The organism is Rhodococcus sp. H-CA8f (genome assembly GCF_002501585.1).
Lineage (GTDB): Bacteria > Actinomycetota > Actinomycetes > Mycobacteriales > Mycobacteriaceae > Rhodococcus_F > Rhodococcus_F erythropolis.
On the sequence record NZ_CP023720.1, the window covers coordinates 1,459,021 to 1,483,956 of the forward strand.

The 24,936-nt window shown below is 63.4% G+C and carries 23 protein-coding genes and 1 riboswitch; of the genes, 9 read left to right on the forward strand and 14 right to left on the reverse strand.

Annotated features, from left to right (window positions below; all coding sequences use genetic code 11):
• The first annotated feature begins 1 nt into the window (after position 1).
• Entirely contained in the window at positions 2-988 is a 987-nt protein-coding gene (locus CPI83_RS07020) for an LLM class F420-dependent oxidoreductase (protein ID WP_019744950.1), read from the forward strand.
• Positions 989-997: 9 nt separating this feature from the next.
• Here the strand turns inward: CPI83_RS07020 and CPI83_RS07025 are convergent, their stop codons facing one another.
• The 5 genes from CPI83_RS07025 to CPI83_RS07045 form a co-directional block, all read right to left on the reverse strand.
• Positions 998-1,660 (reverse strand): DUF3239 domain-containing protein, encoded by a 663-nt coding sequence (locus CPI83_RS07025; protein WP_020970500.1) that lies wholly within the window; start codon positions 1,658-1,660, stop codon positions 998-1,000.
• 74 nt (positions 1,661-1,734) lie between these two features.
• A complete protein-coding gene (locus CPI83_RS07030; RefSeq protein ID WP_097387005.1) occupies positions 1,735-3,813 on the reverse strand; it encodes a peptidase in 2,079 nt (692 codons plus the stop codon).
• Between the two features lie 102 nt (positions 3,814-3,915).
• Positions 3,916-5,574 (reverse strand): DNA repair helicase XPB, encoded by a 1,659-nt coding sequence (locus CPI83_RS07035; protein WP_019744947.1) that lies wholly within the window; start codon positions 5,572-5,574, stop codon positions 3,916-3,918.
• Positions 5,575-5,754: 180 nt separating this feature from the next.
• Positions 5,755-6,834: an alcohol dehydrogenase catalytic domain-containing protein gene (locus tag CPI83_RS07040; protein ID WP_097387006.1), complete on the reverse strand. Its 1,080-nt coding sequence runs from the start codon at positions 6,832-6,834 to the stop codon at positions 5,755-5,757.
• The gene (locus tag CPI83_RS07045) at positions 6,831-8,024 is read right to left on the reverse strand and encodes an LLM class flavin-dependent oxidoreductase (RefSeq protein WP_097388137.1); all 1,194 of its coding nucleotides are present in this window, start codon (positions 8,022-8,024) and stop codon (positions 6,831-6,833) included. The genes CPI83_RS07040 and CPI83_RS07045 overlap by 4 nt, the downstream gene beginning before the upstream one ends.
• Positions 8,025-8,240: 216 nt before the next feature.
• On the opposite strand from CPI83_RS07045, the gene CPI83_RS07050 reads away from it, so the two are divergent.
• Together CPI83_RS07050 and CPI83_RS07055 are read left to right on the forward strand one after the other, a co-directional pair.
• A complete protein-coding gene (locus CPI83_RS07050; RefSeq protein ID WP_097387007.1) occupies positions 8,241-8,552 on the forward strand; it encodes a hypothetical protein in 312 nt (103 codons plus the stop codon).
• Between the two features lie 54 nt (positions 8,553-8,606).
• Positions 8,607-9,257 carry a TetR/AcrR family transcriptional regulator gene (locus tag CPI83_RS07055; protein ID WP_092763021.1) on the forward strand — a complete coding sequence of 217 codons (651 nt, stop codon included), beginning with the start codon at positions 8,607-8,609 and terminating at the stop codon, positions 9,255-9,257.
• A gap of 425 nt (positions 9,258-9,682) precedes the next feature.
• Here the strand turns inward: CPI83_RS07055 and CPI83_RS31305 are convergent, their stop codons facing one another.
• Complete coding sequence (locus tag CPI83_RS31305) at positions 9,683-9,808, reverse strand: hypothetical protein (RefSeq protein ID WP_256063234.1); 126 nt, start codon at positions 9,806-9,808, stop codon at positions 9,683-9,685.
• Between the two features lie 87 nt (positions 9,809-9,895).
• Complete coding sequence (locus tag CPI83_RS07065; RefSeq protein ID WP_020908802.1) at positions 9,896-12,220, reverse strand: helicase-associated domain-containing protein; 2,325 nt, start codon at positions 12,218-12,220, stop codon at positions 9,896-9,898.
• 60 nt (positions 12,221-12,280) lie between these two features.
• On the opposite strand from CPI83_RS07065, the gene CPI83_RS07070 reads away from it, so the two are divergent.
• On the forward strand, positions 12,281-12,469 hold the full coding sequence (locus CPI83_RS07070; RefSeq protein WP_019744939.1) for a hypothetical protein: 189 nt from the start codon (positions 12,281-12,283) through the stop codon (positions 12,467-12,469).
• 83 nt (positions 12,470-12,552) lie between these two features.
• On the opposite strand, the gene CPI83_RS07075 is transcribed toward CPI83_RS07070, so the two are convergent.
• The gene (locus CPI83_RS07075; RefSeq protein ID WP_019744938.1) at positions 12,553-13,116 is read right to left on the reverse strand and encodes a transglycosylase family protein; all 564 of its coding nucleotides are present in this window, start codon (positions 13,114-13,116) and stop codon (positions 12,553-12,555) included.
• A gap of 8 nt (positions 13,117-13,124) precedes the next feature.
• A riboswitch (cyclic di-AMP (ydaO/yuaA leader) is annotated at positions 13,125-13,345 on the reverse strand.
• A 383-nt stretch (positions 13,346-13,728) separates the two neighbouring features.
• On the opposite strand from CPI83_RS07075, the gene CPI83_RS07080 reads away from it, so the two are divergent.
• Entirely contained in the window at positions 13,729-15,126 is a 1,398-nt protein-coding gene (locus CPI83_RS07080) for a YncE family protein (RefSeq protein ID WP_080909105.1), read from the forward strand.
• 121 nt (positions 15,127-15,247) lie between these two features.
• Here CPI83_RS07080 and CPI83_RS07085 read toward each other — a convergent pair whose 3' ends face one another.
• Positions 15,248-15,637: a YccF domain-containing protein gene (locus CPI83_RS07085; RefSeq protein ID WP_003939919.1), complete on the reverse strand. Its 390-nt coding sequence runs from the start codon at positions 15,635-15,637 to the stop codon at positions 15,248-15,250.
• Positions 15,638-15,670: 33 nt separating this feature from the next.
• Positions 15,671-15,898 carry a hypothetical protein gene (locus CPI83_RS07090; protein WP_003940194.1) on the reverse strand — a complete coding sequence of 76 codons (228 nt, stop codon included), beginning with the start codon at positions 15,896-15,898 and terminating at the stop codon, positions 15,671-15,673.
• A gap of 215 nt (positions 15,899-16,113) precedes the next feature.
• Between CPI83_RS07090 and CPI83_RS07095 the strand changes: the two genes are divergently transcribed.
• The gene (locus CPI83_RS07095) at positions 16,114-16,527 is read left to right on the forward strand and encodes a cold-shock protein (RefSeq protein WP_007733502.1); all 414 of its coding nucleotides are present in this window, start codon (positions 16,114-16,116) and stop codon (positions 16,525-16,527) included.
• An 88-nt stretch (positions 16,528-16,615) separates the two neighbouring features.
• On the opposite strand, the gene CPI83_RS07100 is transcribed toward CPI83_RS07095, so the two are convergent.
• The 3 genes from CPI83_RS07100 to CPI83_RS07110 all read right to left on the reverse strand — a co-directional run bounded on the left by CPI83_RS07100 (position 16,616) and on the right by CPI83_RS07110 (position 19,701).
• A complete protein-coding gene (locus tag CPI83_RS07100; protein WP_225989529.1) occupies positions 16,616-17,083 on the reverse strand; it encodes a DUF2771 domain-containing protein in 468 nt (155 codons plus the stop codon).
• Between the two features lie 26 nt (positions 17,084-17,109).
• Complete coding sequence (locus CPI83_RS07105) at positions 17,110-18,804, reverse strand: MFS transporter (protein ID WP_097387008.1); 1,695 nt, start codon at positions 18,802-18,804, stop codon at positions 17,110-17,112.
• Positions 18,805-18,870: 66 nt separating this feature from the next.
• Positions 18,871-19,701 carry a glutaminyl-peptide cyclotransferase gene (locus tag CPI83_RS07110; RefSeq protein ID WP_021332212.1) on the reverse strand — a complete coding sequence of 277 codons (831 nt, stop codon included), beginning with the start codon at positions 19,699-19,701 and terminating at the stop codon, positions 18,871-18,873.
• 38 nt (positions 19,702-19,739) lie between these two features.
• Between CPI83_RS07110 and CPI83_RS07115 the strand changes: the two genes are divergently transcribed.
• From CPI83_RS07115 to CPI83_RS07125, 3 genes are all read left to right on the forward strand, one after another.
• Positions 19,740-20,561 (forward strand): DUF3027 domain-containing protein, encoded by an 822-nt coding sequence (locus CPI83_RS07115; RefSeq protein WP_019744932.1) that lies wholly within the window; start codon positions 19,740-19,742, stop codon positions 20,559-20,561.
• A gap of 68 nt (positions 20,562-20,629) precedes the next feature.
• A complete protein-coding gene (locus CPI83_RS07120; RefSeq protein ID WP_097387009.1) occupies positions 20,630-23,302 on the forward strand; it encodes an ATP-binding protein in 2,673 nt (890 codons plus the stop codon).
• A 6-nt stretch (positions 23,303-23,308) separates the two neighbouring features.
• A complete protein-coding gene (locus CPI83_RS07125) occupies positions 23,309-23,860 on the forward strand; it encodes a phosphatase PAP2 family protein (RefSeq protein ID WP_020908797.1) in 552 nt (183 codons plus the stop codon).
• Here the strand turns inward: CPI83_RS07125 and CPI83_RS07130 are convergent.
• Positions 23,850-24,890, reverse strand: coding sequence for an iron-siderophore ABC transporter substrate-binding protein (locus tag CPI83_RS07130; protein WP_097387010.1), 1,041 nt, complete (start codon positions 24,888-24,890; stop codon positions 23,850-23,852). The two genes, CPI83_RS07125 and CPI83_RS07130, sit on opposite strands and share 11 nt — an antisense overlap.
• Positions 24,891-24,936: the final 46 nt, after the last annotated feature.

Below are 24,936 nucleotides of genomic sequence, written 5' to 3' on the forward strand. Positions count from 1 at the left end.
CATGCGATTCGGACTGTTCGTACCTCAAGGCTGGCGTCTGGACCTGGTCGGCATCGACCCCGCGAAGCAGTGGGAGGTGATGCGAGACTTCACGCTGCGCGCGGAGGCAGGGCCGTGGGAGTCGGTGTGGGTCTACGACCACTTTCACACCGTTCCCCAACCGACGGAAGAAGCGACTCACGAGGCGTGGACGTTGATGGCCGCACTCGGTGCGTCGACCTCGCGTATCCGACTGGGCCAGATGTGTACCGCCATGAGTTACCGAAACCCGGCGTACCTCGCCAAGGTCGCCGCGACCACCGACCTGATCACGGGTGGACGCGTCGAGATGGGCATCGGCGGCGGTTGGTACGAGCAGGAGTGGCGCGCGTACGGCTACGGTTTCCCCTCTGCCGGTGAGCGTCTGGGCCGCCTCGACGAAGGAATCCAGATCATGCAGCAGGCGTGGTCGACCGGCAGCTCGACGCTCGACGGCAAGTACTACCAGGTCGACGGAGCGCTGTGCCGTCCACTTCCGTTGCAAGAGGGCGGAATTCCCATCTGGGTTGCCGGTGGCGGCGAGAAGGTCACACTCAAGATCGCGGCCAAGTACGCGCAGTACACAAACTTCGACGGCACCCCGGCCGGCTTCGCGCACAAGTCCGAGATCCTGAAGAAGCACTGCGACACCGTCGGTACCGATTTCGATGCCATCGTCCGTTCGGCCAACTACAACGTGGCCATCGGCGCGACGGAAGCCGAGGTGGCTCAGCGGTTGGAGACACTGAAGGACAGACTGACGCCGTTGGTCGGCGAAGCTGCCGCCGATGCGTCGCTCGATGCGTTCCGCGGAATGCCCGCCGTTGGTACACCCGAGCAGATCATCGAGAACCTGTCGGCGCTCAAGGCACAGGGACTCGAGTACGCAATCTTCTACTTCCCCGAGGCCGCGTACGACACGTCGGGAATCGAGATGTTCGAGAAGGAAGTGCTGCCCGCGCTTGCGTAACCGTTAGGGCTAGCGCAGGGAGTCAGGAAGATCGGCCGGGTTGATCAGAACCCGGCGATCGGGGTGGGTGCGAACTTCTTCGGAGTCGGGGATCCGGCTCTGCAGGAAGTTCCACTCGCTCGCACTGACAGCTGCGATCGCGCGTGCCAGCACTGCCGAGTCCTTGGTTCCCCACTCGATCGGCATGGGGCTGACCATCTGCCACGTGTCAGCCTTGCTGCGGGTGGAACGATCCGAACGCAGTGCCACCGACGGAATGCGGTCGCCGACTCGCCACTTCGGATTGAGTCGAACATTGCGGCTGACGAGCGCGTACTTCGGTGCTCCGGCCGCCGGCTTCGCGATGTCGATCAGTGCCGTCAGGGTCGCCGCTCGAGGGTGAACCTCGGTGACGATCGCGGGAACCAGTGGGTTGTCCGCATACAGAGATTCGACGCTTCCCACCTTGCGAGGTGCCCACAAGGCGACCCACAGTGAACTGGCCGCACCGATGGCGAGGACCGCGCCGATGATGATGGACCACACCTCACCCATGCTGATCAGCCAGGCTCCGACCGCGGCGAGGACGATCGCGAAGATCACCGCAGAAATCTGCAGGCGGCGTACGTCGGCCAGTGTGTCGTTGACCGACTTGGCGTGGGCCTTGTCGACGGTGAACTGGAAGTCAGCCACGAAAAAATCCTTCGGGTGGTGCCGGACGATCTAGGACCGGCCCCCGATCTCCCGGGAGCCGTCCACCAGCGTAGCTAGTTTCGCGCGCGCTCCCACATTTGCAGGTAAGCCTCGGCGCCACGGCTCATGTCCTCGATGATCGTGTCACCGTCGGCGCCCGCAGCAATACGCATGTCCGCGATCCAGTCGGGAATCATCCCGTACTGGGCAACACCGTCGGTGTTCACGTCGAAAACCCTGGTGCCGGCGCGCTGCTGGTCCATGACGGTGCCGTCGAAGGCGGTGTACGGATATTGGAGCGGATTTTCGGCGGCGTCACCGCGCGGTGCGGCTTGCGGCCCGAAGCCGTTGGTGTCTGCGCCGTAGCCGAAACCGAAGTAGTAGTTCTCGCTTCGCATTGCCCGTGCGTCGCGCCACTGGTCGATGAACCCACGCTCCTCGGGCTTGTCGTCCGATGCGTCCAGTTGCCCGGCGTACAGGGCGACAAATCCGCCGAGCGCGTAGATCCGCTTGTAGAGGCTCGGGTCGCTCCAGCTGTGACTGGAAACAACACCGGAATAGTTCGCTGCTTCGAGAATGTCGAGGGCTGCTTCGGCGGTCTTGACGCTCATGTGATCGATGTCCACGATCATCCCTCGGTCCATCAAACCTCGGATCGTGTATGCGCCGAGGTCGGTCAGGCCGTGCGAATTGCATTGCGGACCAGAGGGGTACACCGGAAGCGTCACTCCGGGTGGGAGTACCGCGAGAAGATTCTGTGCGCCGTCGACCTTGGTGGGCAGCACATTGTCCTCGGCAACGCCGGTGCATGGTTCCGACTGCCAGAACTCCCCGGTGCCCAGGTAGTTGCCGATATTGACGGCCACTCCGGTGACGCCGCCGTCGAAACGGGCACCGCCGAGGGCGTTGTCGAACTTGTGCGTGACGATCATCTGCCGAACACCGAGGTCGTACAACTCGTCCAGGCCGCGGTCGATGTCGTCCTCGGTGCACTGCGGAATACCGTTGCGCACAGAGCAACCGAAGGGTTCGGACACCTCCACCCCGAGGGTGACGGCCAGCTTTCCGTCGGCGGCCACCTGCCTGGCCTGTTCAGGGGAGCTCACGATGCGGAACCAACCCCGGCCGGGACCGCCGTACTGGGCGTCGATGTAGTCCTGGAGTTCGCGTGTCTGCTGCGCCTGGATCCGGACGGTCTCCATCTCGTCACAGGGATTTCGCTTGCTCGGATACAGCTCACACAGCACACGGTTGGCGACAAAGAGATTGGTGAAGATTCGCAGACCACCACGCCAGGCGCGCTCGACCCACTTGTAGTACGTCTGCTCGTGCGTCAGTGAATCGTGCGCCGGCCAGTCGGCGAAACTCGGCCAGCCGGTGGTGTCGTGAGTTTCGAAGGGATTGCCGTACGACAGAACGTTTTCGAGGAGCGCCGGTATCCCGTCGGGTCGATGGTCCGGGCAGTCGACGAGCGCTGCGGTGACGCCCTGAGGGTCGAAAGGTCGGCCGCAGTGCAGGTTTCCGCCCATGAACTCGGAAGCGTTCATGTGCACGTGTGTGTCGATGAATCCGGTGACTTCACCGTTCGGTCCGATTTCTCCTGGAACGCCGTTTGCGCCCACCTCCGCTTCGGGGAAGTCGGCGCAGCCGTCGCGCGGGATCAGCGTGAACGCAGATTCGGGAACGTCACCGGGATCGGACATCGTGAGCATCAAATCGCGCGAGATCAGTTGACGGCCGTTCGAGGTCGCGGTCAGAACGAACGATTCACCGGTGGACATCACGGTCCAGTCGGTGGAGGGAGTTGCTTCGGAAGTGGCGAGTACCGAGTCCGCGCCGTCGTGCGAGAGCATCGACCCGTCCGGGCCGTACAGCATGAAACGACCCAACTGGGCCGCATGTAGCCGGAACGGTTCGGCGTCTGCGGCTTTCGTTACGTCGGTGAGGTACGCCGACCCGTCACGACGGACGAAATCACCAGACTCGGTGCGCAGCGCGAAGCAACCGTTCGCAAGTGCGTACACCGAGTTCTGCGCGGTAGGAGCAGGACTCGGTGCCGCGGCGCTGACGCCTGTCGTGGCGACGACGACGGCGGCAGTCAGCAGCGAGATGGTTCCGGCGAGCCGACCCCGTAGACGTGGAACTGAGCGCATGGTGCTGGTGACCCCCGGCCGATGGACACGACTGTGACAGGGGACACTCTACAGGTAACTGGACGTATGTCCATTTGATTCTGCAACGTGTTGCAGAAATGCTCAGCCGATTGCAGGTCCGAGCAGGTCATCGGCGTCGGTGATCCGGTAGGCGTAGCCCTGTTCGGCGAGGAATCGCTGACGATGTGCCGCGTATTCCGCATCGAGAGTGTCGCGGGAAACCACCGAATAGAAGTGGGCCTGACCGCCGTCGTGCTTGGGTCGCAACAGTCGTCCGAGCCGCTGAGCTTCTTCCTGTCTCGATCCGAAGGTTCCCGAAACCTGCACGGCGACAGACGCCTCCGGAAGGTCGATCGAGAAGTTCGCGACCTTACTCACCACCAGCGTCTGGATCTCACCGTTACGGAACTGATCGAACAGGATCTCACGTTCCTTGTTCTTGGTGGATCCCTTGATCACCGGCGCGTTCAGGGCTTCGCCGAGTTCGTCGAGCTGATCGAGATACGCACCGATCACCAAGGTCGGGGAATCGGGGTGCTTCGCCAGAATGGACTTCACGACAGCAATTTTGGTGTGCGCCGTGGAGCACAGTTTGTAGCGCTCCTCCGGTTCGGCGACGGCATAGGACATGCGCTCGGCGTCCGTCATCGTCACTCGCACCTCGACGCAGTCTGCCGGCGCGATCCAGCCCTGCGCTTCGATGTCCTTCCACGGAGCGTCGTAGCGCTTGGGCCCGATGAGCGAGAAGACGTCGCCTTCGCGGCCGTCCTCACGAACCAGCGTTGCGGTCAGGCCGAGACGGCGGCGCGACTGCAGGTCTGCCGTCATCCGGAAGACGGGCGCGGGCAGCAAGTGGACCTCGTCGTAGATCACCAGTCCCCAGTCGCGGGAGTCGAAGAGTTCGAGATGCTTGTACTCGCCCTTCGTACGACGCGTGATCACCTGGTAGGTCGCGATCGTGACCGGCCGAATCTCCTTGCGCTCGCCGGAGTATTCGCCGATTTCTTCCTCGGTCAACGACGTGCGGGCGATGAGCTCACGCTTCCACTGACGACCGGCGACGGTATTGGTGACGAGGATGAGTGTGGTGGCTTTGGCCTTTGCCATGGCTGCTGCGCCCACCATCGTCTTGCCGGCGCCACACGGCAGCACGACGACGCCCGAGCCGCCGGCCCAGAACGAATCCGCTGCCATCTGCTGGTAGTCGCGCAGTTCCCAGTGGCCCTCTTCGAAAGCGAGATCGATCGGGTGCGCTTCGCCGTCCACATAGCCGGCGAGGTCCTCGGCCGGCCAGCCCACCTTGAGCAACATCTGCTTGAGGCGGCCGCGTTCGCTCGGGTGGACGATCACCGTGTCGTCGTCGACCTTCTCACCGAGCATCGGTGAGATCTTCTTGTGTCGCATCACCTCGGTGAGGACTGCCCGGTCGAGGCTGACCAGGATGAGGCCGTGCACCGGGCTCTTGACCAGCTGCAAGCGTCCGTACCTGGCCATCGTGTCGACGATGTCGACCAGCAGCGGTTGCGGAACAGCGAATCGTGAGAACGAAACCAGAGCGTCGACAACCTGCTCGGCGTCGTGACCGGCGGCGCGGGCATTCCACAAGGCCAGGGGAGTGATGCGATACGTGTGGACGTGCTCGGGGGCGCGTTCGAGTTCCGCGAAGGGGGCGATTGCCTGCCTGGCATCGCCGGCGCGCTCGTGGTCGACCTCCAACAGCAGCGTCTTGTCGGATTGGACGATCAACGGTCCGTCGGTCACGGAAGCCTCCTAGTGAAACAAACGCAGCAGCCACAGAGCGTTGCACCGCGTTGTCGGCTGACGCCAACCCTGCCATTGTCCTGGTATCGGAGCGCATACGCCAACAGGCGACGCTCGCACAGCCAGAAGTAGAGGTGCCCGAGTTCGGGCACCCCTACGTCAACAGAGCAGGACCAACCGCTATTCCGGACGACCTGCAGCGGGCAGGACGAGGATCTTCACGTGCTCGTCGGGTGCGCGAAGAGCCGCAAAAGCGTCCGAAACTCCGTCGAGCCCGACACGGCCGGTAATGATCGCTTCGGCGTCGATCTCGCCGGCGGCCAACCGAGCAAGGGTGATGTCGTACGCGTTCTCGTAGGGGCCATGACCGAAGTTGATCGAGATCCTTCGGAACTGCCCGATGACGGGAACGATGGTCTCGTCGCCGAACGGCGCAGCCAGGACCTGAATCCGCGAGTTGAACGGCAGGGTGCGCATCAGTTCGCCGATGACCCCCGCCCGGCCGCTGCATTCGTAGGCGATCAGGATGCCGTTCGCGGCCTGGCCCACGAGCGGGTTGCCTTCGGCGACCATCTGATTCCACAGTTCGATCGGATCCTGTGTGAAGGGGTCGACGACGATGTCCGCGCCCATCTTCTTGGCGAGCTCGCGGCGTTTGGGGGAGGGTTCGGACGCGATGACGATCTGTGCCCCTCTCGCTTTCGCCGCGACGATGGCACCCAGTCCGATCGTCCCGCAACCGACGACGAGCGCTGAATCGGCCGAGGTGAGGCCGGACTGCTGGAGATGCATCTCGCCGACGTGTAGAGGTTCGGCCAGTGTGGCGTGCTCGAGTGACAGATGGTCGGGAACCTTGCGAACCCAGAATGCGTCGACAACGATGTGATCGCCGAACGCGCCGTGGTATTCGTTCGAGTAACCGATGATCGTCGGGATTCCGGTAGCCGTGTCGGTGGCCAAGCCGATGCCGGCCACCCGATCACCGATCATGAAATCGTCTACTGCAGAACCGGTCTCGGCGACGATGCCCGCGTATTCGTGACCCAGCACCACGGGTGCGTCTGGATCGAAGGTGGCGAGCGGGTAGCCACCGTTCTGTGCGACCTCGACGAATCGGCACGGGTCCTTCGACATGCTCAGGTCGCTGCCGCAGATTCCGCAGGCGACGACGTCGATGCGGATCTGATGGGGTGCCAACGGCGGCGCGTCGGCCATCTCGGCGACGGCGAATTCTCCCTGTTGGAATCGGACAGCCCTCATGCCCGCAAGGCTCCCGTCTCGGCCGGTTGGCCGTAGTAGTCGGTATGGGCTTTGGTGATCGCTCCGACCAGCCCGCCGATCAGGTATTCGCGGTTGTCCTCGGCGAACTGCATGCTCGCCTGACGTCCGACATTCCGCTTCCGGAAGTGCGGGACCACCTCGGAGGCGAACAATTCGTAGCTGCGTTTGGTGTCCTCCCAGCTCGCCATGTCCACGTGAAGGATCAGGAACGTGCCGAACCCTCCTGTCTTCTCGATCAGACGCTCGATCTGAGCGATCGCATCTTCGGGCGTACCGATGATCGCCTGACCGAACTCGCCGAGCGTGTCGTTGCGCCACTGGTCGATGATTCCGGCAGGTGTATCTGCCCAGGCAGGGTTCTGGCCGGTCTGTCGATTCACGTAGGAGGCCATCGATCCGATCCGTCGGCTCACGGCGCGCTCGGCTTCGGCTCGGGTCTCGGCGATGAACATCGGATTGACCACACGCCACGTCGCCCGGTCGGCGTGGTGGCCGTGCTCGGCCGAGACCTTCTCGTACACATCCCAGTTGCGATCCAGTGCGTCGAATCCGCTGGGTGAACTCGCCGCGAGTGAGAGCAGGGAGAGCCCGTTCTTGCCGGCGAGCACCGAACCGTTGGGGGAAATCGTCGACGCTGTCACGGTCTCGATGCCGTCCGCACGGTATGTGGGCAGCTGTGCGCGTGCGTCACGCAACGTGAACCAGTCGGTTTCCATGTTGACGACCTCGCCGCGGAGCAACGCGAGAATGGCCTCGAGCGCTTCGCCCTGGCGACGACGCTGGTCCGACGGGTTGATGCCCATCATGTGTGCATCGAGGGGGATCTTGCCCGGGCCGGTGCCGAAGATGAGCCGTCCGCGGGTCTGCAGATCGAGCTGAGTGATGCGGTCGGCCGTGATCAGCGGGTGGTGATAGGGCAGGGACGTCACGCCTGTGCCGAACTGGATGCGCTCGGTTCGCTCTGTGGCGGCCGCGATGAACATGTCCGGGGCAGGCACGATCTCGGCGCCGGTCGAATGATGCTCACCCATCCACGCTTCTTCGAATCCGAGGTGGTCCAGGTGTGTCATGAGGTCGATATCGCGTCTGAGTTGCAGGGCGGGATCGGCGTCGAGCGGATGGTACGGGGCGAGGAAGGCTCCGAAGCGGATGGACGATGCGGACCACACGATGACATCTCCTGTCGACAGGGGAGTGATTTGGATCACTCGCTCTGATGGAGATGTCTAACATGGATCAACTGATCCAATAAGTTGAGCCTCCCGCACAGTGGGAGGTTTGTAATCACTTGTAGCTCAACGCTATCTGGCGCAGTCATGTCGTCTAAGGTTGTTTCAAGTCGATCAACTGAACCAGGCATTTTGAGAAGGAGCGTTGAAGAGGTCATGCGACTGGACGTCACAATCACCCCCACCTCCTCGACCGTCGAACTGAACGGGGTCGACGATTTCACCAGTCTCTCGGTCGTCGTAGGCGGCGACGATCAATCCGAGACTCTGAGTCGGGCATTGGAACCGTGGGGGGAACTCGAGGACGATCATGTCTGGCTCGACATTGCTCACCTGGAACAAGCCGTCGCGGCCCAGGTCGGAAACGCGCAGTGGAGGCAGAAGTTCTCCGCGATGGTGGACTACGCACGCGCCCACGGCTGGGTCGATCGCGACAACAGGGTGCGAGCACACCGTGAATCACTCTGACTCCGCGGTCAGCGCTTCGGAGAAGTTCGGCGAGCCCGTGCGAAGCTCGTTCGTATGACCGACTCCCGGCAGAACCGTCAAGGCGACGTGACACGTCTGCGTTTGCTCAAAACTGCTGAACGGCTTTTCGCGACAGAGGGATTGGATGCAGTTTCGCTGCGCGCGGTCAATGCGGCGGCCGGTCTCGGACCGTCGTCCGTCCACTACCATTTCGGCACCAAGGAGGATCTGGTCGCCGCGGTGCTGTTGGACATGGGAACGTCGGTGCGAGATCAGATCAGCGCGAACGTGGACGCCCTAGCCGCCGACAAGGAGCCGCCGACGGTCGAAGCGTTGGTGCGGGCCGTCACGGCGCCATACAAGACACTGCTTCTTCGCCATCGCACGCGGGGAATGCGATGGATCAGAATCGTCACGCAGATTTCGCAGCCGCAGATGTCACGACCGGGCCATCCAGCCCTCGAGGCGACCGAGCTGCACCTTCGTGATCATCTTCTCGACCAGGTCCGTCGTACCTTTCCTGCTACCGATCCCGAAAGGCTCGAGACTCGCTGGGCGGTTGCCTTGATGGGCTTCCTCCAGGCGTTGAGCCGGGCGGACGATTGGAGCGGAAGCAGCAAGCCGCTCGCGCCGGAGCGACTTGCCGACTTCTACGAGGACCAGGTCGTCTTTCTGGTGGGTGGAGTGCGACAGTTATTGGGATGAGCGCCTAATTGATGCGCCTCCTATTTCTGCGCGACCACTGACTTCCGCATTTCCATTACATGAGTAATAGCTTCGGAAATTCCGGATCTATAACCGATATTCTTTTCGGAATCACCCGGAGTGGAATCAAGCTCCGATTCGAGTCTCGTTTGAATACGGTCCAGGGTGTGGATTGTTCTTTTCACGATGGTTGATTCTCTTTCTGCGGTAAATCCGAAAGAAGTATTCCGGATTGCCGAGCGTGTTCGTCGAGGACACACAGTGATGCAAGGGTCATGCCCGCTGCGTAGCCGCGCGAGCGTGCATCAGTTCCTCGACTACGTGACTTGAACAGGTTGAATGTTTCGTGCAGGTGCACGAGGGTGTCGGTGGAGGCAGGCATTGGTCAGCTTCGCAGTCAGCTCGTCTTCCTCTGGACTGTGCTGTCAGCTCCGCTTCCGCTTACGAATGAACTCGGAAGACTCCGTATTTTTCGCCCGCTTTTCCGCGCGGCGTTCCTTGATCGACTGAGCGGGTTTCTTCATGTTCTTTCCCGGCGCCTTGTCAGCCATTGTCGCTCCTCATTTTTCGAAGTGGCAATCACAAACTGACCTCGACCATACTTCATTTACAGAAAAAAGCCAGTTGCTTCTTTTCTGCTACTTTTTTCCGGAGTCGACGGGGCTGACGGAAGTAATGCGGTGCAACGTGAAACGGCGTACGGCACCACTTGCCGGGTCGAAGGCGTCCAGCTGTCCGCCGCCCACGCTGACGGGGTCGACGATGCGATGAGTCGCTACCCCCTGAGCGTCGACATAGCCGATGTTGACGCTCGAATTGTCCCGGGCCGCTGTGGCCAGTAACGCGATGGTGGCGGCATTGTTCTCCCTCGAACCGTCCGTCCGGACACCACCACGGCCCGGGGCGGAAGCGCGGTCACCTGCTCGCATCGTCCGTACCAACGACGCCAATTGATCCGCCGACGGGCTTGCGGGCATTCGCGAGGCCGGTCGGCTGCGACGGTTCGGTACCCGCGCCCCGCGTGGGCGGAGATCGACCAACGTGCCCGAGGAGTCCTCACCTGCCGGCGCGAATCCGGCTGCGCGCAGCTCGGCCAGGACCTCGCGCAGTGGGGCCTGCGAAATCGCGACTGTGGGAGCCAAGGCGCGCAATGCCAGGGGCTCCGCCACCGCCGAAGCGAGGACCTCCGCCAGCAGTGATGCGTCCTCACATCGAATGAACGACGCCGCCACTCCGGCACGCAGTCGCCCGTGTCGACGGGCGACATCGTCGATCAGATACGAAAGTGATTGGGGAACAGGCGTCTTCGATTTCGAGGCGAACATCGCATGCAGTTCGGTGGCCGTCAGACCGGCGTCGAGCGCACGACGCACGCTGTCCTCGCTGATGCGGTACATGGACGCCGATCCTGCCGACTCGATGTCCGCGACCAGGCTCACCTGCTCGAGCAGGTCCGGTACGAGCGGGCCGGGCGCAACCAGAGTCAGATCTGCCTGGACCAGGATGTAGTCGATGGGCTCGGGTAGGGCGGACTGCATTTCGGCTTCGGCGTCCCCGCCGTGCAGCAAAGCTCGTCCAGGTGACGACAACGCGCCGCGGGCCACCAGCCCGAGCGCGGCGGCCTCGTCCAGAGTCCGCTCGATTGCGAACGTCCGTAGGCGCCCGCTCCATCGCGGGCGTCGCCACGCCAGTAGTCGACTTACCTCGACGGCCGATGCAGTCTGGCCACTGTCGAGTTCGGAGAGCAGCCCCAGAATGGCCTGGCGATCGCGCGGAGCCGCCGGGGCCCGGCCTTCCTCGGACAGCGCCGCGATGGGCTTGTCGGTGGAATCCCTCAGCCCGATCATCCACGGAACTCGCGGTACGTCGACCCAGGCGGACGCCAGCACCTCCCACCGACGCGCTGTGGACGCGTTGAGCCAGCCGTCGACGGCGAGTGTGGGCGTCCAGTATTCGTCCGCGTTGTCCGAGACCGGCGCCGGATCGGGCGTTCCACTGGCGATGAGTCCGGCTGCCGAGAGCAATTCGACGAGCAGGCTCACTCGCGCTTCGTCGAGATCGGCCGTCTTGGCCACGCGTCGTAATTCTCGAACACCGAGTCCACCGGCTCGCAGTGCTGGGGCCGGTGCTGCGCCCAGAACAGCGATCACGCTCTCGCATTGGCGTACCAACTCGAGTGCCTCGCCGGCCGCTGCGGCGTTCACGTCCGCGGGTTTGAGTTTGTCGCCCCCGATGACGGGTGCGGTCAGCGTCGTCGGATCGAAAACCGGCTCGCCGCGGATGACCTGACGAACCGTCGCCGGAAGCTCGACGGTCTGCTCGTCGAGCCACCGCAGCAGGCCGGCCGCCAGCAGTCGCTGAACCGGGCGCTCAGGCGGTGTTCCGGGGGCGGCGTCGCGGGTGCGACCGATCGGGCTGGAGTTGGCGAGAGTCTCGAGGAGATCCCGCTCACGGGTGTCCAGAGCGTCGAGGGCTGCCGAGATCTCGGTCTCGGTCATCGCCTCGGCAGGTTCGAGGGCTCGCCCCACACGCCACGGAATCATCCCGATGACTGCCGGGACGACGCTGATGGGATCGACACCCCAGACGAGGGCGGACTCACGCATCTTCGACAGTGACTTGTCGACGGCCTTCTTGGTGACCTTGCCCTTGCCGGTCAGGGCGCGTTCGGCGATTGCACTGTTGAGCTCCGCCCGCGTCATCGGAGTTTCCTCGGCGCCGGCCAGTGCCAACAATTCGAGAAGACCGAAATCCAGGGTGTCGAGTTCGTCCGCCGCTCGGCTGACCGACGCGCGTTGCTGCGCCCGACCACTGAGAACCACCATCGTGCTCGGCGGCGGTACGGCCAGATCGGGGCGCAGACGCAGCAACTCCGTCAACTCGGCGTCACTGCGCGCCGAGAGCCAATCGGTCAGACTTTCGGCTGCGGAACTGCCCGCCGGGGTGCCACGTGTTTCGGTCATCAGGTATCAGATTAGAGACCTGGTCTGTACGGCGTAACGGCGTCCTGTCAAAATGACTTCGTGGCCAACAATTCGAAGCAACACTATGTAGATCCAGGATGGCCGGAAACTGCAGACGGAGATCACGCAGTGACCGAATTGTCATCGACCCGCGCAGGTGGACTTTCACCCTTCGGCGAGGACACCACCTTTCCGGTTCCGGTGGAGTCACTTCCTTACGTACACCCGCACACCGTCATCAACCGATAACAACTCGACACGAAGAAGGCCCGCACCGATTCGGTGCGGGCCTTCTTGATGTTCGAGCGTCCGAGCGGACAGTCTTACCGGTGTTACTTGAGGAACGTCTTCGCGGTGTCGGCGACTGCGAGGATCTGCGGGTCGACCGGGATGCCGTTGGCCTTGGCGAACGCGATTGCCTGATCGATGGCGTCAGCGACCGGGTGTGCAACGGTCTGAGCGACCTGCTGTGCCGGAGCCGGAGCTGCCTGAGGAGCCGTGGTGGCCGGAGCGGAACGCTCGGTGGCGCCGCTGCTCAGTCCGAGGCTGGAGGAGCAGGACGGCCATGCGCCCCAACCCTGGTTTGCGAGAACACGCTCGGCAACAACGATCTGCTGCTCGCGAGTGGCCTGGTTTGCGGTGGCTGCGTACTGTCCGCCGCCGTGTGCGTTCCACGTGCTGGGGGAGAACTGCAGTCCGCCCTGGTAACCGTTGCCGGTGTTGATCGCCCAGTTTCCGCCGGCCTCACACTGGGCGAGACGATCCCAGTCGGAGTCGGGGGCAGCGCTTGCGGTTCCGGTGGCTGCAATTCCTGCTACGCCCATGATGGCGCCGGTGACGGCGACCTTGGCGACAGTGCGACCGGTGGTGGTGGGCTTGCGATGGCGTCCGCTCATGATGGTCGAAATCCTCTCCACACGCGCCTGCGAGGTCAGCTGTCGGGTTCGGGCTGAGAGGTCGCCCGGCCTCGCCTTTCCTGGCTGGAAAGGGTCTGGCTTCACCCCAAGATTCGGTCTTGCGATCGAACCGGTGTCCACTGGAGAACTTTTCTGTTCTCACAGAGGACTTTGGGTCCCCCGTCCTCGTCCCTGGAATGCTCTGTCGGAAGTCCGGTACCCGCGGGACAAGGCTTGGCGCGGCGGGCCGGAGGTGGCCGAGTTTCCCGGCCGAAAACGACGGTAACGGCTCGAGTCTCTCGTGTCACCATTTGATAACGCGGCGTGGCGAAGGACGTACAACGCGTCACACAAAGCGCAGGAGACTCTTCCCAGGTAGGTGGGGGTGCCTGAGTGAATGTCCGGTTGTGTCCGTTCCGTTATCCATCCGTAATGTGAGCAAGGTCACACGTTATGCGGAAATGGAATTCCGGCCGAGTGAGAGGTGCGCCGATCCAGGCCGAAGATGTGTCCTGCGTCTCAACATCGAGATTGAAACTTAGGTTAGGTTTGCCTGACTTGCCCCGAATGGGCAGGGTTCGCAGAGTCTTCCAAAGAAGTAGGGCACCCCTCATGAAACTGCAATACCGTCGGCGTGCGGTCACCGCGTCACTCGCCGTCGCCGCTGCTGCTGTCGGCCTGGCCGTCACTGCTCCCGCTGCACACGCCTCACCCGAGGATCCGACACACGGTGTTGTCGGAAGCTATTCCGCAACCCAGCCGGGCGACATCGTCGTCGACTCGGCAACCCACCGCGGATACATCACGCAGTACGGCGGACCGACCAGCTCGTTGTCCGTCGTCGACACGAACACCGGCAAGTCCGTCGGCACCATCGACGGTGTCGTCGGTTACCCGTCGGCACTTGCCGTGGACTCGGACCTCGGACGCGCATACGTGTCCTCCTCCTACGGCGGCGCGATCTCGATTGTCGACACGAAGACCGGCAAGGTCGAAAAGACGGTCACGCTGAGCGAGAAGAACCCCGACGGGTCGCGGCCGCAGATCAACGATGTCGTCGTCGACCCCACAACACACCGCGCGTACTTCTCGGACTACAAGTCCGGCAACATCCGAGTCGTCGACCCCAATGCCGCCGACGCCGTGTCGAGCATTCTGGTCGACAAGTCGGCAACGCCGACCAAGCTCGCCTTCGACAGTGTCCGCGGCTTCCTCTACATCGCGGACACCAACTTCTTCGACGAGAATTACGGCCGCACGCTGTGGCAGGCGGACGTACGCAAGGGCGGAGCACTCAAGTCGATCGTGCGTGCCGACAACCTCTACCCGGTCGACGTCGATGTCGACACGAACACCGGCAACATCTACATGACCGACACCCGGGCAACCAACCTGTGGGCGATCACCCCGGCCGGCGCGGTTCTGTCGAAGACCACGCTGTCTCCGACCGCGATTCCCAACGGCGTGGTCGTCGACGCTGCTGCAGGCATTGCATATGTCGCGGACGTCATGAACGGACACCTGTGGTCGGTCGATCTGACGACCCGCGCCACCACCGCTCTGACCGATACCAAGGTTCCGGCACTGGAGAAGGTCAAAAACCTCGCGCTCGACACCTCGACCGGCGCCATCGCGTCGACGACCAACGGGGGCAAGGTGACCGTCGTTGCTGCGTACCCGCTACCCGCGACCGTCGAACTGCCTGCCGCTCAGGTCGGTAAGGCGTATTCGCAGAAGCTCACTGCCGCTGATACCCGGGCAGCCTTTGCGCTCACCAACGGCACTCTGCCCGGCGGACTGTCCCTCGCACAGGACGGCACCATCTCGGGAACCCCCACGGCCGTCGGCAGCGTCACCGTCGAGATCACTGCGAAGAGCGTGCTTTCGCGCGCTTCGAGTGTGACCATCGTGGTCTCCGAGGGTCCGGTCGGCCCCGTTGATCCGGGCAACCCGGGAACGGGTACCGGTTCGCTCGGTAACCTCCCCGGACTCGGTAGCCTCGGCCGCTGATCCGACCTGATACGAGAGAACCCGACCACAGCACCTGCTGTGGTCGGGTTCTTCTGTCTCCGGGCCCGCTTACGCGTAATTGACGCGGTCCACGGCTATGCGTAATTGACGCGGTCCACGGCTATGCGTAATTGACGCGGTCCACGTCGACGATCTCCTTGCCGAGCGGCATCAGCGAGATCGGAATCATCTTCAGGTTCGCGACCGCGAGCGGAATTCCGATGATCGTGATCGCCATCGCGACGGCGGTGACGATGTGTCCGATCGCCAACCAGATACCGGCGATGATCACCCAGATGACATTGCCGATCATCGAACCGACACCAGCGGTCGGCTTGTCGACGACGGTCTTACCGAACGGCCACAGTGCGTAGATGCCGATGCGGAATGCCGCGATTCCGAAGGGAATCGTGATGATGAGGATGCAGCAGATGATGCCTGCGGCGAAGTAACCCAACGCCAGCCAGAAGCCGCCGAACACCAGCCAGATCACGTTCAGGAGGATTCTCATGGTCAGTGACCTTTCGGTTGAAGGCGGGGGTGATCAGCGCACGCGTCGACCGGATCTGAGCGTGTAGACGATGGCCAGAAGGAAGCCGATCGGGCACGCGAGTGCCACCAGGTACAACGCCAGGCCGGGCGGGGTGTCGCTGAAGATGTGGACTGCGAAGATGGCCACGATCGCCAGGAATCCGACGATGAACAGTGCCATCGCCGTACGGAACAGACCGTTTCCGGTGCCGGAAGTGCGCGGGTTCGGTTGAGGGTCCACACCTACGAGGATAGTGCCTGTAAACCTGGGTGCCGACCCGGGTTCGTCACAGGTAGACTGTTAACAGACTGCGCGCCCCGCTGAAGCAAGTGTGGGGCGCGTTCTTTTGCATTCTTCCACCGGAAGCGATGCGAGCAAGGCCATGAGGCTCTTCCGAGAGCCTCCCGAGCACATTGGGGCAGATGCCCCAGTCGAGTGATGAGCAGGTGAACGCGGTGCCGACCGGCAAGGTGAAGTGGTACGACGTCGAAAAGGGTTTCGGCTTTCTGTCGCAGGAAGAGGGCGAGGACGTCTACGTCCGTGCTTCCGCTCTCCCCGAGGGCGTCGAAGGCTTGAAGGCTGGCCAGCGCGTCGAGTTCGGCATGGCTGCGGGCCGCCGCGGTCCGCAGGCGCTGAGCCTGAAGGTGCTGGAGCCGGCGCCGTCGTTGCGGGGCGCTACGGCGACGCGTCGTGAGCCGGTCGAGCGTAAGCACACCCCTGACCAGCTGCACGGCATGGTCGAGGACATGATCACGTTGCTCGAGGCGAAGGTCCAGCCGGATCTGCGCAACGGCAAGTACCCGGACCGCAAGACCGCTCAGCGGATCTCCGAGGTCGTCCGAGCCGTCGCTCGCGAGCTCGATACCTGATCGCTCGATTCGAGCTGCCGTACACGGCTTCGAAACAAAATGCCCTGCACACCAATCGGTGTGCAGGGCATTTTCGTTCTTCCGGGGATCAGGCGGTCTTGATCGACCAGATCAGTAGTCCCTGTTCGCTTCCCTCACCGACGGCGAGGTGGATTTCGACGCCGACGAGTTGCTTGACGGGATCGCTCGAAGATTCGACCGTCACTGCCAGGGCCTCGCCGGGCTCGAAGACTCGGGGTTCGCCGGTCTGGTTGCCGTCGGCATCCTCGTAGACCGCCAGCAGGGCCCACTGCGCATCGGAGACGTCCGTCGACAACGACAGCTGCAGCGGGTAGCCCGCGGGAACGTCGAGGGCATAGATGTCGCCCACCTGGGCGCACTGGGACAGATCGATGGTGCAGAACCCGGCAGGGTTCGTCTCGATCGTCTTGCCGTGTGCGTATGCAGTGATGACCGGCAGCTTTTCGGGGTCGTCGTTGATGTTCTTGATGATCACGAAAAGAACGGAGACGTAAGCAACTAGTGCCACCACCATCAGGACACTGATCGCTGCCACGATCTTCTTTGTTCTCGAGCGCATCATCACTGCGGAGTACTTCCTTGTCCTCGGTTGGATTTACCGGTGTAAATCACTTCGGTCACTTCTTGTTCGGCCAGATCGGGTCGCTTCCCGCCGAGGCCGGGCAGGAGGCTGCTTCCTCGGTAGCTCAGGAAGGTCTGTAGAAGCCCGATCGTCAGGAACACCGATACAACAGTGAACCCGATCCAGTATTCGGTCGGAAGCAGAACCCCCAATGCGCCGCCGAGTACCCAGCTCAACTGCAGAACCGTCTCGGATCTGCCGAATCCGGACGCGATCGATTCCTCGGGCAGGTCGTGCTGGAGTGACGCGTCGAGTGAGACCTTTGCGAGTGCGCTGGCGGCGGAGGCTACGAGTGTGGCCAGCGCAGCGGTCATCAGGTTGTCCGTCAGCGCTGCGATCACCGCGATGATCCAGACCGACGCAGTGCACCGGAGCACGATCAGTGCGGGCCGGCCGAGCTTGAGGCGCGCACCCGTGGCATTTCCGGCGAAGTTTCCCAGACCGGCCGCTGCGCCGACCAGGCCGAGCATCATGGCTTGCTGGAGCGGCTCGTGATCGGTGCGTGATTTGGCGACGAACGCGATGTAGAGCGTCAGGAAGCCGGTGAGCACGCGAATGGTGCCGTTGCCCCAGAGTCCGATGATCACGGCGCGTCCGAGAGGCTGTCGGACCTTGGCCGGTTTCGCGTTCGGCTGTGGTGGGGCGCTGCCGGCGTGGTGCGCCTCGTCCGGGTGGTAGGTGATGGTCGCGGGAACCTCACCCTCGGTGACTTCGACCCACGACGGGATTCGCATGCTCAGATATGCGCCGAAGACGGTGACGGCGACGGCGAACCACAAGGCTCCGGTGGAACCGAAAGCGAGCGCGAGCGCACCCGCGACGGCGCCGGCGCCGATCGTTCCGCCGATCAACCCGAAGACCGTCAGACGCGAATTGACGCGCACCAGGTCTATTTCCGGTGGTAGGACGCGTGGTGTCACCGCACTCTTGAGTACCGAGAACGATTTACTGAGCACCATCATGCCGAGCGCGGCCGGATAGAGGATCCAACTGTCGAAGTTGAAGACCAGGATCACTGCGAGGAGCGTCCGGATTCCGAACGACGACGCGAGTGCGATGCGGCGGCCGCGCTGCAACCGGTCGAGCATCGGACCGATGAGCGGTGCGATGACCGCGAACGGTGCGATCGTGATCAGGAGATAGAGCGCGACCTTGGTCTTGTCCTCACCCGTCGCAGCCGAGAAGAACAGCGTGTTCGCAAGGGCGACGGAGATCGCGGCGTCGGTGGCGTTGTTCGTCATCACTGCGTAGGTGAGAGCGGTCAGACCGGACTTGTCCGCGCCGTCGGCCTTCGCTGCGCGCTGGAAGGTCGCGATGCCCTTGTTCGTCAGTTCGCGGCTGCGCATCGCTGCGACGCGGGTGACGGTGAGCTTGCGGGGCATCGGGGGAGCCTTGGGGGCGTCCGCACCCGGTGCCTTGGAACCGGACGCAGAATCCGAGTCTCCCCGTGATTCGGGGATCGGGTGCAGCGGCGGCAAAGGCGTGCGACGCGCAGCGGGGCGAGTCGAAGGCGGGTTGTCCGGGCGGGCCGCGGGTGGGTAATTGTCGTAACCGGGGTGCACCTGTTGCCCCTCCGGCTCGTCGTGGATTCGCCGAGTTTCGGGGTCGTAGGGTTCGCGCGGTCCGGTCACCACTCAATTCTGTCCTAGTGTCGGCGCGGCTACCACGCACACCCCTGCGAGTCCTGTGTCATGTCGGACTCAGTTAACAAAACGGACTTCGAACATCTGCGGCCAATACTTGCCGGTGAGCAGGAATCGATCGGTACCGGGAATCTGCGCGATGCCGTTGAGAACGTCGACGGTGCTGGTCGATCCATCCGTGACGAGTTCTTCGCGTAGAGCCGATGCGTCGTACACGTTCGTGACGGCGCCGTCCGACGGGTCGATTCGGACGACGGTGTCGGTGGTCCAGACATTGGCGTAGACGGAGCCGTCTTCGGCGCATTCCAATTCGTTCAGCTTGCCGACGGACTCCGAAGATCTGGTGACGTCGACTGTCGAGATCGGCGCAAAGGTTTCGGGATCGCGAAAGGTCAACGTGGCCGAACCGTCGCTGGAGACCAGCCGATCCCCGAGCGAACAGATTCCCCATCCCTCGGTGTCGAGTGGGAACCGCCCACGTTCGGTCAGGGTGTCCTTGTCACGGGCGATGGCGACGCCGTCTTTCCAGGTGAGTTGCCACAGTGTGTCTCCGGCGACCGTGATGCCCTCACCGAACAACGGCGGGTCGAGATCGGCACGCGCAACTTCCGGTCCCGAAGCGGGGGACTGCTCGTCGGAGATCTCGCTCGAGCGCACCCAGGACTGCCCGACGCGTCCGGTGCTTTCGTACAACCGGTTTCCGTCGATCTCGAGGCCCTGCGTGAACGCGTCGGGATCGTGCGCGGACACTCGAACGATCTCGACGGAGCCGGTTTCGGACGTGAGGCTGTCGGGAGCACCGGGGGAATCGGAGCACCCCGCCAGGGCTGACGCGATCACGGCGACCACTGCAAAAGTGCGCACGGAATTGGCGTGTGACCTACTCATCTGCCCAGCATGGCAGCCCAGTGCGTTGCGGACTTGCGGTGGTGCGGCAAACTGGAGGAGTGAGTGTTGCTACTTCTCCAGAGCGTGCAGTGCCGCGCCCAGTACTGGCCGATGCGGTCGAGCTTGCCCGAACGGCAGTCGTCGACCTGCATGAAGGCGGTGTGGGGGCATACCTCGGCGTGACGTCGGAGGACGAATTTGCCGCCACCCATCGATTTGCAGCAGACATTCCCGGATACCGCGGTTGGCAGTGGGCGGTTGTCGTCGCTGCCGGACCGGAGGACACCCGCGCAACTGTCAGTGAGTTGGCGCTGCTGCCGGGTCCCGACGCGTTGGTTGCGCCGGAATGGCTGCCATGGGATCAGCGGATTCGTCCCGGCGATCTCTCCGTCGGTGACCTACTCGCCCCGCCGGCCGAGGATCCTCGGCTCGTTCCCGGCTACGTCGCCACCGGTGACCCGGAAGTCGACGAGGTAGCTCTCGAAATCGGGCTAGGCCGCAAACAGGTCATGAGCCTCGAGGGCCGACTCGATGCCGCGCAGCGTTGGTTCGACGGTGACTTCGGCCCGGAGTCGGAGATGGCCAAGGCTGCCCCGTCGACGTGTGGGCTGTGTGGATTCTTCCTTCCACTGGCAGGTTCGCTGCACGCAGCGTTCGGCGTGTGCGGCAACGAACTCTCCGCAGACGGCCGGGTGGTCAGCGTGTCCTACGGCTGTGGCGCGCATTCGGACACCAGCTTGCCGCTCGGTGCGGGCTCGCCGCAGTTCGACGCATTCGACGACGGAGCAGTCGAGCTGATTGCGGTGCCCGCTCGCCCGTCGAGCGTTGTTGCAGTTGAGGATTCGGTATCCACCGAGTAGAAGATCCGTTCGGCACGGACGCACTCCGCGAGGCGACGCTGCGCGCGTGGTCGGAATCTCCGACGCGATTGCGTGAAGACGCGGCTGCGGAATCCGACCTCGCGAAGGCCGGGTACCGCGACCGTCTGCTCACCGAACTGGCGCAGAACGCTGCCGATGCAGCTGCACGCGAGGGCGTCGAGGGCTCTTTGTGGGTGGACGTGGACGGTCGGACGCTGACCGTCGCGAACACCGGCCGTCCGCTGGACGAATCCGGCGTTCACGCACTCACGGCGCTGCGTGCGTCGAACAAGGTCGACGCCGACGAAGGCGTGACGGGACGGTTCGGAGTCGGATTCTCGGCAGTTCTCTCGGTCGGTGACGAGGTGGAACTGCGCTCGTCGACGGGATCGATTCGATTCTCTGCCTCGCAAACTCTGCGCGAGATCGAGTCTCGCGAACTCCCCGTGCCGGAAACCGGTGTCCCCGTACTTCGTTTGGTGTGGCCGTCTGGCGAATTGCCGAGCGACGGTGCCGATTCGGAGGTGGTGCTGACGCTTCGGCCGGACGTCGATGCCGCGGCGCTGCTTTCGCAGATGACACGTGAGGCAGTCGATCTGCTGCTCGAACTCCCGGCTCTCGGATCAATTCGTTTGGGTGAGAAGACTTTTCGGCGATCGGAACGAGTGCTGGATTCCGGTCTCGTCGAGGTGGTCATCGGAGATCGCACATGGTGGCAGTACTCGGCGCCGAACGCACGGTGGTTGGTGCCGGTCCGCGACGGGGTCGTCGAGCCGGTCGCAGACGACGTGCTGCGGGCGCCGACCCGATCCGACGAGGAACTGTCGATCCCCGCGATCATCATTGCCGACATTGCAATGCAACCCGATCGGCGACGCCTCATGCCCGCTGCACCGATCGCTCCGCTTGCCGAGGGGTACGCGAAGTTCCTTGCTGCACTACCTCCTCGGCAGCGAACGGCACTCGTCCCGATCCCTGCCTTTGCCCGCAGCGAAACCGATTCGCTTCTGCGCGAAGCGCTTCTGAAGGAGCTGCAGGAAAACGAGTGGCTTCCGGTGGTCGGTGAACCCGACCGCGCGCCGCAGCGAGCATCCGTGGTGCCCGGGCTCAGTGATGACCTTGCCGAGTTGGTCACCGACATCATCGGCGGCCTGGTTGTCCCCGAGCTCTCCGGCCCCAAGCACGAGCGAGCACTCTCGGCAGTGTCGACGCACCGCATCGGGCTCGCGCGCATCGCCGAACTGCTCAGCGGCTTGGAACGTGAACCGAAGTGGTGGAATCGACTCTATTCGGCTCTCGAGCCCTTGGTGGTCGACACTCTTGCGGTGGAAGAGCTTGGAACACTGCCGGTTCCGCTCTCCGATGGACGAACGGTGACCGGACCGCGGACCGTCGTCGTCGGCGTCGAACTGGGCGAAGACGCACCGTCTGTGCAGTGGACGAGGTTGGTTCATCCTGTCGCGGCGCACCCGTTGCTGTCTCGATTGGGAGCACAGACCGCGAGTGCCACCGACCTGCTGTCCGATCCGGCACTGCGAGCCTTGATCGAAGATGCTGCGGATCAGGATGATTCGGTAGCGACGGAGTTGGCGCAAGTGGTGCTCGGATTGGCGGCCCACGTGGCGCCAGGGGCGCTGCCGTCGTGGATCGGTGAAGTGCTGCTTCCTGATTCGGAGGGCGAATTGCGGTCCGCCGACCAACTTCTGCTTCCGGGAGCTCCCCTTGCAAGCGTCCTGGTCGAGGATTCTCCCTTCGGCATCGTCGACGCTGATTTTGTTCAGCGGGTGGGGGAGCAGGCGCTACGGGTAGTCGGTGTCGGGTGGGGTTTCACGGTGGTCCGTGAGGAATTGCCGTCCGGCCCCGATCACGATCTCGACGCCGAAGACGCATGGTGGGACACCCTCGACGAGGACCCCGAATACATCGAAGCCGTGCGCGATCTCGATCTCGTGGACGAAGACCGCTGGCCGCAGGCGCTGTCGCTGCTGGTCGAGTCGCCGGCGACGCGGGCGCTGCTCACCGACCGTCGTGGATACACGGCGTGGTGGTTGCGTTCGAATGCCGAACTCGGCGGTGAGGTGCTTGGCTTGCTGCGCGCTCCGGGCGATCGCACCTTCGAGGGATTGCTCGATGCTGCCGAACACCCCGACGCCGGATTCTTCTCCGGATTGCTGGCATCGGATACCGTCGACGATCCGGAACTGGCTCAGCTGCTACTCGATCGGCTTGCCGACCCACTACGGATGCCGGCCTCCGCCGTCGTCGCGCGGACGCACCGACTGCTGGGTGAGGCAGCGCAGCGACGGGTTCTCGACCTGGAGGAACTGCACCTGCCGCCGTTCGTGCGAGGCCTTTCCGGCGATCTGGTCGATCCCGGCGACGCCCTTGTTCTCGACCGACCGTGGCTGGGAGCGGCACTGCCTGCACAACGAGTGGTGCTCGGCAGTTTCGAGACAGCTGACGCACTGGCAGATCTGCTCGACGTCGCTACGGCGTCCACATCCGTTCACGGACGAGTGAGCAGCACCGGCGTTGTGACGACGTGGGCGAACGAACCACAGGCAGTTCTCGGCTTCGCAGCCCTCGGCCGTGAGGTTCCCGGCGGCGAGGTAGTGATCCATCACGAACTGTCGGTGGAACTGACAGGAGCGGTGGAGGCGACAGTGACCGTGCCGTGGTGGGTGGACTCGGACGGCGTTCATCACGTGATGCGCACGTGGACTCTGCCGCAAGGGATGTGAGGGCAGATGTCTTTTGATCAGTGGGTACTCGACAGTGCAGTGAGCCAGCGGACGGCGTGGCTCGTGGACGTGGTCGACGTCATCACCGACAGCGGCGGAACCCTCGCGTCGTGGCTGATCGCGACGCTGCTCACGATCGTGCTTCTGGTTCGGGGGCTCCGAACGGAAGCTCTGCTGATCGCCGGATCGATGTTGACCGGTCTGCTCGTGATGAGCGGATTGAAGCGCATCTTCACGCGAACCCGTCCACCCCTGCCGGAGCGTTTGATCGAAATCGATTCGTATTCGTTCCCGTCGGGCCACGCGATGATGAGCGCGATACTCGCGACTTCGGTTGCCGCAGTGATTCTTCGGCTTGCTCTGCCGAGGCTCGCGAAGATGGCAATGCTCGCGAGCCTCGGCCTGTACACGATCGCTGTCGGATTCTCCCGCGTCTACCTGGCTGCCCATTGGATGACCGATGTGCTGGCAGGTTGGGCGTTCGGGATGGTGTGGGCCGGAGTGTGGATCTGGGGAACTGCGCAGATCAGGAAGCGCCGGGCGCTGGTTACTTCGTGAGTTCGGCGAGTAGTTGGCTTGTCGCCCACGGCAAGCTCAGTGCTGAACTCGCGGTCAGGGCCGCACCGACCTGCGGGGCCTGATCGTCGTTGACGTAGACGACGCGATTGTTCTTGACCACGTCGAGTTGCTGGAAGCCCGGATTGTTTCGGACCGCCTGGGCGGCATCGGGATTGCCGATGACCACGAGACGGTCCACGTCGAGGAGATCTAGTCGCTCGGTGGAGATGGGCGCGTAGAACTCACCGTTCATCAACGCCTCGACCGCGGGAGCAGGTTTGAATCCGAGACTGCCGAGGACCCGTCCGCGGGCGTCCTCGGAGGAGAAGGCGTAGAACTCCGGGGTCGTGTCGACGCTGATGATCACCGCGGTCTGGTCTGCAAATTCCGGGTGAGCGCTTCTGGCGTCGGCGAACTGCTTGTCGATATCGGCGACCAACTTCGCGCCGTCGGCCTCGCGACCCACTGCCTTCGCTGCGGTCTTCGTCGTGATCTGCCACGGAGTTGCGTAGTCGCCGTAGGCCGGATCCTTCGCGACGGTCGGGGCGATCGCGGAAAGTGTGCTGTACAGGTCTTTGTCGATGCTCGAGTAGAGCGCGAGGATCAAGTCGGGCTCGAGCGCAGCGATCTTTTCGACGCTGATCGTGGTTTCGGGATTGCTGCCGACGACGGTCGGTTCGGTTCCGCCCCAAGGGCCGGTGACCCACGGCCACGTGCGGTTGACGTCCGGCTCGCCCGGGTACTGATTGACCATTCCGACGGGCTTGATGCCCAAGGCCAGCAGAGCCTGCTCGTCGTTGTAACCGACAGTGACGATCCGTTGTGGTTCGGAATCGATCGTGGTGCTGCCGAAAGCGTGATCGATCGTGACGGGGAAGGCGCCGCCACCGGAACTCGACGAACTACTTGCTGCGTCGTCGTCCGAACTGCAGGAGACGAGTGCTGTGCCGACCAGGGCGACCAGAGCAACGGGTGTCAGTCTCGTCCAACGTCCTCGGCTTTTCCAACGATTTCGGTGGGAGATCTTCACGGTTACGTGGTTCCTTTCAGCATTGACAAGCTAAGACCGACACTAG

Bases quoted from the DNA above. Each gene is read 5' to 3' on its own strand.
- CPI83_RS07020 (WP_019744950.1), top strand. From the start codon at position 2: ATGCGATTCGGACTGTTCGTACCTCAAGGCTGGCGTCTGGACCTGGTC.
- CPI83_RS07030 (WP_097387005.1), bottom strand. From the start codon at position 3,813: ATGCGCTCAGTTCCACGTCTACGGGGTCGGCTCGCCGGAACCATCTCG.
- CPI83_RS07040 (WP_097387006.1), bottom strand. From the start codon at position 6,834: ATGAGGGCTGTCCGATTCCAACAGGGAGAATTCGCCGTCGCCGAGATG.
- CPI83_RS07050 (WP_097387007.1), top strand. From the start codon at position 8,241: ATGCGACTGGACGTCACAATCACCCCCACCTCCTCGACCGTCGAACTG.
- CPI83_RS07055 (WP_092763021.1), top strand. From the start codon at position 8,607: ATGACCGACTCCCGGCAGAACCGTCAAGGCGACGTGACACGTCTGCGT.
- CPI83_RS31305 (WP_256063234.1), bottom strand. From the start codon at position 9,808: ATGGCTGACAAGGCGCCGGGAAAGAACATGAAGAAACCCGCTCAGTCG.
- CPI83_RS07065 (WP_020908802.1), bottom strand. From the start codon at position 12,220: ATGACCGAAACACGTGGCACCCCGGCGGGCAGTTCCGCAGCCGAAAGT.
- CPI83_RS07075 (WP_019744938.1), bottom strand. From the start codon at position 13,116: ATGAGCGGACGCCATCGCAAGCCCACCACCACCGGTCGCACTGTCGCC.
- CPI83_RS07080 (WP_080909105.1), top strand. From the start codon at position 13,729: ATGAAACTGCAATACCGTCGGCGTGCGGTCACCGCGTCACTCGCCGTC.
- CPI83_RS07085 (WP_003939919.1), bottom strand. From the start codon at position 15,637: ATGAGAATCCTCCTGAACGTGATCTGGCTGGTGTTCGGCGGCTTCTGG.
- CPI83_RS07110 (WP_021332212.1), bottom strand. From the start codon at position 19,701: ATGAGTAGGTCACACGCCAATTCCGTGCGCACTTTTGCAGTGGTCGCC.
- CPI83_RS07125 (WP_020908797.1), top strand. From the start codon at position 23,309: ATGTCTTTTGATCAGTGGGTACTCGACAGTGCAGTGAGCCAGCGGACG.